Here is an 11,094-nt window from a genome sequence, read left to right as displayed (position 1 = left end):
GAAGACCTCCAAGTCGGCGTGTGTAGACACGCCGATCCTGGACACCCTTCGCCCTATCACCCCAGGTCAGACCCAGCGTGTCGCACACATGTCCCGACCTGGTCAAAATTTCCGATCAACGATCTAGGACACGCAGAACCACTCGAACGTCCGGACGCGCGACTGGTGCTTCTCGGGTTCAGCCGAGTTCCACCACCACGGCATCGCGGGCGGGCAACTGGACGTCGATCGAATGTTGGTCAACCAGGACGGCGCTCTCGCCGCCACCCCACAGGACCTCCAGTTCGCCGACGGCCTTCGCGGTGGCGGCGAGAGTGGCGGTGACCCGCACCGGTTCCCGGGTCGGGTTGAGCAACCAGAGATACCTACCGCCGGCACCGTCGTGGACCCGTGCGGTCACCCGCGAATCACTGACCCTGACCCGCTGCCGCTGCCCCGCCCAGTCCAGCAGCCGAGCGAAATAGCTTCGCGTTCCCTGCGCATGATGGCGGTGGTAACCCACGCTCGGGAACGTTCCCACCAGCCGCGTCCGCCCTTCGCCGACAGCGTGGTCGACGGCCGCGACCTTCCCATCGGCGTACCACCCGACCGGCGTGCCCGTCGTCGGTTCGTACGCCTGCAGGAAGACACCGCCGTGCACCGTCGAGCCGTCCACGCGGAGCGAGAGGTCGTCGAGCAGGTCGGGCGTGAACTCGACATAGGACTCGCGCGCTCCGAACAGCGCGTCGAGCCCCTGGTGCGGTTGAGCCGTACCGACTTTGCCGTGGTCGGAGAAGTACGCCGGACACCCCTCGGCGACAAGGGTCCCGCCGGCCTCGACCCAGGCGCGCAGCTTGTCCGCGGTCGCTTTCGTCAACATCACGGGGAACGGAAGGTAGAGCAAGGTCGGGTTGACAGTGCCCGGTGCGGCAGCGCCGTCCCCGGCCTCGAGATCGTCGATGTGTACGAAGGTCGCGTGGATGTTGTTCGCGAAGAATCCCTGATAGGCGCCCTGCATCGCCCGCGCATAGTGATCCGTACTTCCCTGCTGGGCATAGGTGAAGAGCTGCGTCTCCGGCACGTAGAGAATCCCGACATCGGCCGGCGCCGGCCCGGACTCCCACAGCTGTCGCTGCGCAGGCGCAGTCGCCCACTCAGCGAGGGAGGACACCATCGCCGACCGGTCTGTGCGTGAGCCGTCCATGCCGTACGCACCGAACGCACCGAACAGTGGCCCGTCCAGCAACGGCCGCCACCGCAGATAGAAGAGCCCCGACGCCCCGCCGGCGAAGCTCGCGAGATTCCAGTAGCGGATGTCCTCGACCGAGGCGATCCGGCCTTCGTCGCGTGGCTTTCCGATCACCTGGCGCTGCATCCACAGCGGTCCCGCATAGGCTTCGGCGTGCCAGAACGGTTTGCCGCGGCACGCCGACCGGACAAGATCCATCGCGTGCAGCTGCTTCCACGGTTCGTCACCGTGTCGGCTCGACCCCCAGGTGAGGCCGTACGACTCGACCTCGGCCGCCGCACGCCAGTCGTCGGTGCCGCGCGGCGCGGCATGGGTCAAGCTCCCCGCGACTCCGTGCGCGGTGAGCGCGCAGTCACCATCGATCGAGCGAACCAGTTCCGCCCGCCAGCGCATCAGGCGGTAGGCGTTGTCCTGGCGGAAGGTGAGCCAGTCGAGCACGTCGGCGTAGGGCTCGATGGTGCGCGGTGGGTCGATGTCGTCCCAGGTGGCGTAGCTGTGCCGGCCCCAGGCTTCGCCGAGGCTACGCAGATCCCCGTAGCGTTCGCGCAGCCAAGAGCGGAACTTCTCGGCTGTGGCCGGGCAGTAGCAGACGTCCTCGCCGTAACCGCATTCGTTCCAGATGTCGTAGCCGCCGAGGCCGGGGTGGCCGCGGTACCGGGTCACCAGCGCGGTCAGGAAGGCTCCGGCATGGTCCCGCGCGTCCTCGTTGTCGAGGCAGAGGCCGGGGAAGCCGCCGATCGCACAGCTCGGGCTGATGGTCGAACGCACCGGTGTGCCGTCGCGGCGTTCGAATCGCGCGTGCGCCAGCGAACGGAACGCCCACTCCGGTGCCGACGTCATCATCTCCGCGACGATGGTCCTGATGCCGTTGTCGGCCGCGAGGTCGAGTTGGCGGTCGTAGTCGGCCCAGTCGAACTCTCCGGGCGCGATCTCGACGGCCGACCACAGGAACCAGTGCCGGAAGGCGTTGTGGCCGTCCTCGGCCGCTGTCTGGTAGTCCCGTGTCCAGTCCTCGCGAGGTGGGTTCGACTTGCGGAAATACACCGCACCATAAGGAAATGCAGGCAGGTTGCCGGCTGGCACTACGACCGCCCCTCCATCGTGACGTCGGGTCGTCCGGGCCGAGGAGCGCTGGACGGACGACGGACCGAACGTCTCAACCAACTCGAAAGTTTCGCTATTCGGAATTACTACTCTGCTGTACGAGAAGATAACGAGCGGCCTTCCAGCGCCGCAAGGCGTTGGGCGGAACAGGCCGAGCGAACCTGGACACGGTGACCGGTTGGATAGGCTGCTCGCCATGTCTCGGCCCGAGCGTGCCGACGCCGCGCGCAACCGCCAGCGGGTACTCGACGCGGCAGCCGAACTCTTCGCCGCTAGGGGAGCCCGCAACGTCACCATGGGAGATGTCGCGTCCGCGGCAGGTGTGGGTCGCGGCACCCTCTACCGCCGCTATCCCGACATCGCCTCGATCGCACGCGCCCTCCTCGACGAACACGAACGCAGTCTGCAGGAGCAGCTGCTCCGCGGTGATCCACCACTCGGCCCGGGGGCGCCGCCGGCCGAGCGGCTCGCCGCCTTCTATGCCGCGATGGTCGAGCTGCTCGAGAGCCACATCCATCTCGCGCTCGGTGCAGAGGTCGGGGAGGCGCGGTTCGCGACAGGTGCCTACGGCTTCTGGCGGGTTCATGTGCGGACCCTGCTCAAGGACGCGCAGGTACCCGATCCCGCCCCGCTCGTCGACAGTCTGCTTGCCCCGCTCGCTCCCGACGTCTACTCCTACCAACGTCATGAACGCCGGATTTCGGCGAGGCGGATCCGTACTGGTCTCGAACGTCTTGCCCACCAGATGCTCGGCGCGGACCGAGCCTAAGGGCGCGCCCAAGCCATCCTTGGGCGCGCCCCAGCCGCAGGCCTGACGCTGGTCAGTGCGCGGCAGCAGCCTCGCGCCGCCGTCCTTTCGCGCCGCGCCCGGCCGATCTCGCCATGACGGCCATGGCGAGTGTGAGCGCCCCGAACACCAGCAGCCAGATCCCCAGAATCGCCGTGAGAACGCCCAGCGAGGTTCCGCCGATCGCAAGGGTGATGATGCCCACGACGACGGCCAGGCACCCTGCGAGCGTCGGAAGGCCCATGGACCGAGGCCCACGGTCCGGACCGAAGAGCGTCGCCAGCACGGCGAGTGCTCCAGCGGCGAACCAGAACACCCCGAACAACGTGGCCAGGGTGGCGACCGAAGCCCCGCCATCGCGCAACGCGAGAACGCCGACGATGAGCGCGAAGGTCCCGAGGAATCCCATCACGACCGGTCCGGCACGGTCCGATTCCCCGGCTGCCGCCCGTGCGAAGCAGAAGACGCCGTACACCAGGACCTGGATCGCGAAGAGGACAGCCGCGGCGGTGAGGGAGATGCCCGGCCATGCCAGCGCGATGATGCCCACGATCAGACTGACGCACCCGAGTGCGAAGAGCGGCATCCACGAGCGCATCTTCGCGAGAGCGCCGGCCTTCCCTTCTCCGCGCTCGCCCGCCGGCCGTTCGGTCCTCCGCTCGGTGCGCTCGGCCGGCCGTTCGGTCGTCCGGCCATACGAACGCTCCGACGTCTCCTCCGAAGGCTTTGCCTGGGCTGGTACTCCCGGAGCCTGGGCAGTTTCGGTCTCCCGTGTCCCAGGTGCTTGATCCCTTCTGGGATCATGCGGATCCGTTGTCATTGCTCTCGCCCCTTCGCCCCCTTTGTGCGGAGTCGAAATCGGCGGTGAGGGGTCTGGCTGAGTTTCCTGTCCGGTGGTCAGCGAGATCTCCCGCCAGCACCATCCACAAAGGGGATCTCTCGGGTCGCCACGCCCTTGTGGAAGTCGAGCGTCTGCGACGCAATTGTCCTTGCTGCGTTGGACTTCTGGTGTTGTCGGTGACGACGAACGGGCGGGCGCCGACGTCAACGGAGAATCTCACGTGAAGTCTTCGCCGGAAACCTGCGCCTCCGTCATTCCAAGCGCCACGTTACGCAGCAGTTCGGCAAGTTTCGAGTGCCGTCTGGCAGAAATTCGTGGTCTGATGACCCGAGCGACACCGACATAAGGCCTCATGCGGAATTCCTCCCCCGTGAGGCGAATTGCCACGGGGGAGGAACTCCTCGACTCAGGGGCGCAGGCCCTTGCTCTCGAGCCAGGCGTACGGGTCGATCGCGGTGTTCAGACCGCCCCCGTTGGGCCGGACCTCGAGGTGCAGGTGCGGGCCAGTCGCGTTGCCGGTGGCGCCGACGTAACCGATCACGGTCCCGGCGCCGACCTCGCCCGAGGTCCGTGCCAGGCGGGACATGTGCGCGTAAAGGGTGACGGTGCCGTCGGCGTGCCGGACCTTGATCCGGTTGCCGTAGGCGCCGTCCCATCCCGCGCTGACGATCCGACCTGCTCCGACGGCGCGGATCGGCGAACCACTGCTGGCGCCGAAGTCGAGCCCGTGGTGCGATGACGACCAGTTGCTCCCGCTCTGCCCGAACCGCGCGGTCAGGCGGTACGACGTGAGTGGCAGGACCCAACCCTTGGCTGCTGGCTTCGCGGCCTGCTGGTCCGACGACCGGTCAGAGGACCGCGACGACCGTTGGGCGCCCGCGTCGCGCGCCGAGCTCTTCTTGCTGGGAGCGCGACCGTTCGCCGGGCTGGCCTTGCCCACGAGACGCAGCCGGGCGTCGGGGAGGATCAGGTCCGGGTTCGATCCGATCACACCACGGTTGATCTTCCACAGCGCACTCCAGCCGCCCGGCACCCGGTTCGCCCGGGCGATGCCGGAGAGGGTGTCGCCCGGCCGGACCACATAGGTGCCCGCTGCCGGCTTGCGCGCCGGTGCCGACTTCGGCGCCGACCGAGCGGCGCGGGCGGACCTGGCGGCGCGCGCGCTCGCGCCGTCCCGGGCTCGCTGCTGTTTGGTGGTCTTGGTGCTGGAGGGACTCCCCGCGCTCCCTGCCTTGTCGCCCTCGTCGAGGCCGAGCTTGCGGGAGCAGGCGGGCCAGGCGTTCCAGCCCTGGACGTCGAGAACCTTCTCGGCGATGGCAATCTGTTCGGCCCTGGTCGCGAGGTCTGCGCGGGACGCATATTTCGTGCCGCCGAACTCACGCCAGGTGGGACCGGCGAACTGCAGGCCGCCGTAATAGCCGTTGCCGGTGTTGATGCTCCAGTCGCCGCTACTCTCGCACTGCGCGAGGCGATTCCAGGTGTCGGCCGTGGCGGCGTGCGCAGGTGCCGCGAAACCGACCATGGGTACCGCCGCGGCGACGCCGGTGAGTGCGGCTGTCCTGGTGACTTTCTTCGCCACTTTTCGGCGCCGGGTGGTGCCGCGGTGTTTTGCCTTATAGGGCATGCAGGATCCGTTCCCTCTCGTCGCCCGCGGAGTTAGCTGTCGGGTTCGGGCGAGAGGAATGCCCGGCCTGCCTGTGACGGCGGCTTAACCCCAGAACCCCACCAGCGATGGGGTTCCACTCACGTTGGGTCCTCCGTCTCCGCCCAACCGAGATGGGGACACGACACCACTGGGCGGAGCTCGGCGAAGCGGGTCGTCACGCGCCCGGATAGGCACGATCGATGGTGAGATAGTCCTAACAGAGGATCTTTGTTCCTATCCAGTGACCTCGTCACCATCAGCTACGATCGCGCGTCGTAGTACGCCAGAATTCCGGCCCGCGCGTGTCCGGCATCCCGTGGCGATGATGGCGACGCACGTTAGGCGCATTGCCGCGTACGTTCTGCGAGAAAGACCTTCTTGACCTCAGGCCCGTTGGGGATTGAACGAATACCTCATAGCAAGAAATAGCCCGATTTGTGGCTCCCTACCGACGGCTGACTTCGCGGATTCCGCCGCCTACTATGATCGATAGCGGTGGAACCTGCCATGTGATGCAGATCACATTTGGCCCCGAGGTGGGAGTGGGCGCGCTCGCCAACTTGCCGCTCGTCCTGGCGACCGCAGCCCGCCGGGGTCTCTTCAAGGTGGCACCCGCATCGCCAATCGTTGCCATTTCGTGTTCTTCGGAAGATTTTCTCTCTTACCGGACATGTCACCCGTTTGAAGACCCCTCTGGAAGTCCTTCCGGTCGCGGCGCTCGAAGGATTTGCGGTTTCGGCCAAATCTCTGGTCAACGAGAGGGCAATGGGATTGCTCGCCTGACGTCCAGGCCGCTGGACGCCAGTCGGCGAGGAAGATAATTTCCTCTCGTCCAGTTGGTCGTGCAACCGGTTCACATCCAGGGGGATCTGCCGGCGGGAACGGTGCGGGACCAGCGTGCGTCGCCAGCGGGGCCCGCTTACGGGGGGCGGGCCCCTGCACGGGAGAGCAAAAGGGGGGTTGGCCGTGGCCACGTTCGACGTGTCGGCCGAGTACATGCCGGACGCCAGCGCCTGGGTGATCCGTGTCGACGGTGTGGGAGCGGCGGCCGCGAAGTCATGGGACGAGGTGACCTCCGTCGCCGCCCGCCTGATCGCTGAAGCATCCGGGGGGGATGCTTCAGCGGTCGACATGCGGGTCGACTGGTTGCTCCCGGATGAGGTGGCCGACGCCCTGGACGCCGCGGACACGCATGCCCGCGAGGAGCAGGAAGCGCATCACGAGCGCATGCTGTCGCTGCGTCGGGCCGCCAGGCTCCTGCGTGGCGTCGGGATGCCGGGACGCGACGCCGCTCGCATCCTGGGGATCTCCAAGTCCCGGGTGTTCCAGCTCACGGCCGAAGACGCCGAAGACGCCGAAGACGCGGAAGACGCCGAAGACGCGGAAGACGCCGAAGTGGCCGAAGCCGTCGACACGGCGAAGGGCGCCTGACGTCCGGCGTCGCCGGGGTCCTGATCGCAGCGCCACCTGTCGGCACCTGCCGCAGTGGCACCCATGCCGTGGTCGAACCGGGTGATGGATCGCGTCGTGCGTACCGTCAAGTGCTGTTCCGGCGGAACTCGCTGACGGAGATCCCTCCGACGCCCCAGTTGTCCGTGTCCACCTCGTCGATCACGACGAAGGTCCGCGCCGGATCCTTGTCGAGGACCCGCACGAGCAGGTCGGTCACGCCCTTGATCAACTCGGCCTTCTGCTCGGCGGTGGCGCCGTCGCGGGTGATCCGGACATTGACGTACGGCATGGGGCCTCCTCGAATCGGACTTTCGGTCGGGTTCTCGCCGATGACCCAACCAACCGGGCAGCCGGGACATTCCTGGTCGCGGGACCGGCGTAGGACTGGCAGCATGGTGGACGGGACACCCACGCGGCGGGTTGCGGAGCAGTCGTAGCCTGCAAGTGGTCGAGGACCATGCTGAGGGCGACGGTCACACTCGATTACCTGGGGGCCACCCCAGCCGCCGACGACGCAAGGGGGTGGACATGCGCTTCCTCCATGACCGGGTTCCTGAGCAGGATCTCACGTACTCGGATGTGTTCCTCGTACCCAACCGCTCGGCGGTCGCGTCCCGGCTCGACGTCGACCTGGCGACCGCCGACGGCAGCGGCACGACCCTCCCCATCATCGCCGCGAACATGACCGCCGTTTCCGGCCGCCGGATGGCCGAGACCGTGGCCCGCTGCGGCGGGTTGGCCATCATCCCCCAGGACATCCCGGTCGACGTGGTCGCCGACGTCGTGTCCTGGACCAAGCGACGGCACACCGTCTACGACACGCCCATCACGATGGTCCGCACAGGAACGGTGGGCGAGGCGATCAACCTGCTCCCCAAGCGCGGACACGGCGCGGTCATCGTCGTCGAGGACGGCCGGGCGATCGGTGTCGTGACCGAGGCCGACTGCGAAGGAGTCGACCGGTTCACCCAGCTCGGCGGCATCATGTCGACCGAACTGCTCACCCTGCCGGCCGGCATCGACGCCGAGGACGCGTTCAACCAGCTGCACGATGGCCGGCACCGGCTCGCGCCGGTCGTCGACGCGGACGGACGGATCGTCGGCATCCTCACCCGCCTCCGGGCACTTCGCGCGAGCCTGTACGAACCCGCCACGGATGCGGCCGGCAAGCTCCGGATCGGTGCCGCGCTCGGCATCAACGGCGACGTCGAGACCAAGGCCAAGGCGCTCCTCGACGCCGGTGTGGACGTCCTGGTCGTCGACACCGCGCACGGACATCAGGAACGCACTCTCGACGTCCTCCGGCTCCTTCGCGCCCTCCAGCCGTCCGTGCCGATCGTGGCGGGCAACGTCGCCACCGCCGAAGGTGTCAGCGACCTGGTGGCCGCGGGCGCCGACATCGTGAAGGTCGGCGTCGGCCCCGGCGCCATGTGCACCACCCGGATGAAGACGGCGGTGGGCCGGCCGCAGTTCTCCGCGGTGTACGAATGCGCCACGCGGGCACGTGCGCTCGGCAAGCATGTGTGGGCCGACGGCGGCGTACGCCATCCACGCGACGTGGCGCTCGCACTCGCCGCAGGGGCGGCCAACGTGATGATCGGTTCGTGGTTCGCCGGTACGTACGAGTCGCCGGGCGACGCGCAACGCGACCACGAGGGCCGGCTCTACAAGGAGAGCTTCGGGATGGCGTCGGCCCGCGCGGTGCGGTTCCGTACCGCCGAGGACACGCCGTTCGAACGCGCCCGCAAGGGGTTGTTCGGCGAGGGCATCTCCAGTGCGCGGATGTATCTCGACCCGGAGCATCCGAGCGTGGAGGACCTCCTCGACGCCATCGTGGCCGGGGTCCGCAGCTCATGCACCTACGTCGGGGCGACGAATCTCGAGGAGTTCCACGAACGCGCGGTTGTTGGTGTCCAGAGTGCGGCCGGCTACACCGAGGGGATGCCGCTCGACTCCAGCTGGTGACAGCGACTGGCGACGTCGACTGGCGACGTCGCCGCGCCTGCGCCGAGCGGCGACGCGCCCCGTGTACGCCCGAGTGGAGACGAGGCGAGCGGCGACGCGTTCTCCCGCGATGGCCAATGTCCCGACCGCCTCGGGACCAACGGCCCGTCCGGCACACCCCGTGGTGATGGTGAGGTATTCGGACAGGGAAGCCCTTTGGTGGAAGCGGTTCGGGGAACGGGGGGCGCAAGGTGACTCGAACCGCGGGCGCCGAAGGGCTCCCCTCTTTCTTTGCGCATGCACCCCGAGAATTGCTTTGGCGGTCGACGGTTACGAGCCGATCAGGATCCTGAGGACGTCGCGGATCGAGACCATCCCGACGCAGTTCTCGCCGGATCGGATCGGCATGTGCCGGACCTCGGCGTCGCGCATCAGCCTCGCCACATCGAACGTGGAGTCGGTGGGATTCGCCCACACCGTGTCGAGGCCCACCACGTCCGCCGCCCAGACCTCGTCGGGGTCGCCACCCGCGGCGAGTGCGCGTACGACGTCGCGTTCGGAAATGAGGCCGAGCGGTCTGTCGTCCTCGTCGCTCGTCACGATCAGCGCCCCGATGTGGGCGGCGGTCAGGGTCTCGGCGGCGACCCGCAGCGAGTCGTGGCCGTCGATCGTGGCGACCGGGCTGCTCATGATGCGTTCGACCGGGTCATGCGGGCCGGCGGGCCGGGTCCTCGCCGCCGGTGCCGCCTGCTGCCGTGGGACTCCACCCCTGGCGGGTAGCACGCGGGTGTCCGGACCCGGAGACAGCACGGACTCGTGACCGTCGTCCCAGGCCACGCGGTAGTGCTCGGCGTCCGGTCCGCCGAGGACCTCCTGGACAGTTCCCTCCCGTGGCGGCAGGCCGAGGCTCTCGGTCCGAACCACGATGCGATCACCGACAGACGCGTGCATGTCAGGCCTTCTTCCGCACGAATCGTCGCGAGGCATCCTGCCCCACGATGACGGTCGCCCGCGCGGGTGCGGAACTGGTCCGGCCTGCGGACGGCTGTCAGTCCAGGACGAACGTGACGAGCAGATTGACCTGGTATTCGGTGATCTGCCCGTCTTGGACCTTCACCTGTTGTTCCTTTACCCAGGCGCCGGTGACGTTGCGGAGGGTCAGCGTCGCCCGCGAGATCCCTACCCGAATCGCGTCGTCGAAGCTCTGTGCGGACCGGGCCGAGATCTCGGTGATCCGCGCGACGTCACCCATGAGTGAGCCTCCCGTTTCCCACTCGACGACCGCTCCGGCGATGACGACCGTTTCTGGGTATCAGAATGCGTTCTGGCTCCAGTCGCTTTCTGATGTACGAGGTATTCCCCCGTGTGTGCCGAGTCTTTCCCAGGTGTGACCATTTTTCTCGCGGATGCGAAAGTGGTCATCTCTCACTTTCGTCGCCGCATTCTCCGCACCCCAGGGTCGAAGGTCCCGTTGCACGACCTGCCAAGGACGCGTCAGCAGGCGGCGGACTCTTCTTCGTACGACGCGGCCGCGTGCAGCTTGCGCAGGAGCCCAAGCTCCGCCGCGTTCTTCATCAGCTCGGTGTTGACCCAGGCCACGACATGGCCGAACGGCTTTGTGCCGCGGAGGAACCAGCCACTGCGCGCGTGGGAGTCCAGCTCCGCTTCGTCGAGTGCGTCCACCGCCGCGCTCCAGCGTTCCTTGCAGTCCAGGATCCAGTGCACTGCCGCGTCGGCGCTTCCGGGCCATTCGAAGTCGGTACGCAAGAGGCGGCCGTGCGTACCGAAACAGCTGTCATAGGTTTGTGTCCACCAGAAACCGATGTGCCACAGCAGCCAGGCGATCGAGGGCGCCGGTGCCGGTTGTGGTGCGGGAACCTCCCAGTCCGCGCACCATCGACCACCACCCTGACGACGTACGGTCCAACAGTGGACGGTGGGTTCCCACAGGCATTCCTCGTCGTTGAGATCGCCCAGATGTAACTCGAGCAACGACCACGCGACGTCGAGCTGCCAACGCAACAAGGTGATCCGACTGCCACCCGACATGTGCCCGCCTCCCTCGTCGCAACCTGATGTGCGGCCCATTTTCT

Annotated in this window: 10 protein-coding genes and 1 riboswitch; of the genes, 3 read left to right on the top strand and 7 right to left on the bottom strand. The window is 67.6% G+C overall.

All coding sequences use genetic code 11. The features are described 5' to 3' along the window. Positions 1 to 178: 178 nt before the first annotated feature. Positions 179 to 2,272 (bottom strand): beta-galactosidase, encoded by a 2,094-nt coding sequence (locus ABN028_RS30675; protein ID WP_349699014.1) that lies wholly within the window; start codon positions 2,270 to 2,272, stop codon positions 179 to 181. 256 nt (positions 2,273 to 2,528) lie between these two features. On the opposite strand from ABN028_RS30675, the gene ABN028_RS30670 reads away from it, so the two are divergent. Then, positions 2,529 to 3,101: a TetR/AcrR family transcriptional regulator gene (locus tag ABN028_RS30670; protein WP_349331871.1), complete on the top strand. Its 573-nt coding sequence runs from the start codon at positions 2,529 to 2,531 to the stop codon at positions 3,099 to 3,101. Between the two features lie 52 nt (positions 3,102 to 3,153). Here ABN028_RS30670 and ABN028_RS30665 read toward each other — a convergent pair whose 3' ends face one another. Then, complete coding sequence (locus ABN028_RS30665) at positions 3,154 to 3,705, bottom strand: HdeD family acid-resistance protein (protein WP_349699013.1); 552 nt, start codon at positions 3,703 to 3,705, stop codon at positions 3,154 to 3,156. Positions 3,706 to 4,366: 661 nt separating this feature from the next. After that, a complete protein-coding gene (locus ABN028_RS30660; RefSeq protein WP_349699012.1) occupies positions 4,367 to 5,584 on the bottom strand; it encodes a transglycosylase family protein in 1,218 nt (405 codons plus the stop codon). Positions 5,585 to 5,591: 7 nt separating this feature from the next. Continuing rightward, a riboswitch (cyclic di-AMP (ydaO/yuaA leader) is annotated at positions 5,592 to 5,753 on the bottom strand. Positions 5,754 to 6,571: 818 nt separating this feature from the next. Between ABN028_RS30660 and ABN028_RS30655 the strand changes: the two genes are divergently transcribed. Next, positions 6,572 to 7,036 (top strand): hypothetical protein, encoded by a 465-nt coding sequence (locus ABN028_RS30655; protein WP_349699011.1) that lies wholly within the window; start codon positions 6,572 to 6,574, stop codon positions 7,034 to 7,036. A 106-nt stretch (positions 7,037 to 7,142) separates the two neighbouring features. Here ABN028_RS30655 and ABN028_RS30650 read toward each other — a convergent pair whose 3' ends face one another. Then, on the bottom strand, positions 7,143 to 7,346 hold the full coding sequence (locus tag ABN028_RS30650; RefSeq protein ID WP_349331867.1) for a tautomerase family protein: 204 nt from the start codon (positions 7,344 to 7,346) through the stop codon (positions 7,143 to 7,145). 239 nt (positions 7,347 to 7,585) lie between these two features. Between ABN028_RS30650 and ABN028_RS30645 the strand changes: the two genes are divergently transcribed. Beyond that, complete coding sequence (locus tag ABN028_RS30645) at positions 7,586 to 9,022, top strand: GuaB1 family IMP dehydrogenase-related protein (RefSeq protein ID WP_349691421.1); 1,437 nt, start codon at positions 7,586 to 7,588, stop codon at positions 9,020 to 9,022. Positions 9,023 to 9,331: 309 nt separating this feature from the next. Here ABN028_RS30645 and ABN028_RS30640 read toward each other — a convergent pair whose 3' ends face one another. The 3 genes from ABN028_RS30640 to ABN028_RS30630 all read right to left on the bottom strand — a co-directional run bounded on the left by ABN028_RS30640 (position 9,332) and on the right by ABN028_RS30630 (position 11,050). Then, entirely contained in the window at positions 9,332 to 9,952 is a 621-nt protein-coding gene (locus tag ABN028_RS30640; RefSeq protein ID WP_349699010.1) for a CBS domain-containing protein, read from the bottom strand. A 97-nt stretch (positions 9,953 to 10,049) separates the two neighbouring features. Continuing rightward, complete coding sequence (locus tag ABN028_RS30635; protein WP_349331864.1) at positions 10,050 to 10,253, bottom strand: dodecin family protein; 204 nt, start codon at positions 10,251 to 10,253, stop codon at positions 10,050 to 10,052. A 242-nt stretch (positions 10,254 to 10,495) separates the two neighbouring features. Next, positions 10,496 to 11,050: a DinB family protein gene (locus tag ABN028_RS30630; RefSeq protein WP_349331863.1), complete on the bottom strand. Its 555-nt coding sequence runs from the start codon at positions 11,048 to 11,050 to the stop codon at positions 10,496 to 10,498. Between the last annotated feature and the right edge of the window lie 44 nt (positions 11,051 to 11,094).

It is taken from the genome of Actinopolymorpha sp. B17G11 (assembly GCF_040196095.1).
Taxonomy (GTDB): domain Bacteria; phylum Actinomycetota; class Actinomycetes; order Propionibacteriales; family Actinopolymorphaceae; genus Thermasporomyces.
This window is presented reverse-complemented; position numbering and strand designations above follow the sequence as displayed.

What these genes read in the sequence shown, in the direction of transcription:
- ABN028_RS30650 (WP_349331867.1), bottom strand. Translation starts at nt 7,346, where the DNA reads ATGCCGTACGTCAATGTCCGGATCACCCGCGACGGCGCCACCGCCGAG.
- ABN028_RS30665 (WP_349699013.1), bottom strand. Translation starts at nt 3,705, where the DNA reads ATGCCGCTCTTCGCACTCGGGTGCGTCAGTCTGATCGTGGGCATCATC.
- ABN028_RS30640 (WP_349699010.1), bottom strand. Translation starts at nt 9,952, where the DNA reads ATGCACGCGTCTGTCGGTGATCGCATCGTGGTTCGGACCGAGAGCCTC.
- ABN028_RS30635 (WP_349331864.1), bottom strand. Translation starts at nt 10,253, where the DNA reads ATGGGTGACGTCGCGCGGATCACCGAGATCTCGGCCCGGTCCGCACAG.
- ABN028_RS30630 (WP_349331863.1), bottom strand. Translation starts at nt 11,050, where the DNA reads ATGTCGGGTGGCAGTCGGATCACCTTGTTGCGTTGGCAGCTCGACGTC.
- ABN028_RS30670 (WP_349331871.1), top strand. Translation starts at nt 2,529, where the DNA reads ATGTCTCGGCCCGAGCGTGCCGACGCCGCGCGCAACCGCCAGCGGGTA.
- ABN028_RS30645 (WP_349691421.1), top strand. Translation starts at nt 7,586, where the DNA reads ATGCGCTTCCTCCATGACCGGGTTCCTGAGCAGGATCTCACGTACTCG.
- ABN028_RS30660 (WP_349699012.1), bottom strand. Translation starts at nt 5,584, where the DNA reads ATGCCCTATAAGGCAAAACACCGCGGCACCACCCGGCGCCGAAAAGTG.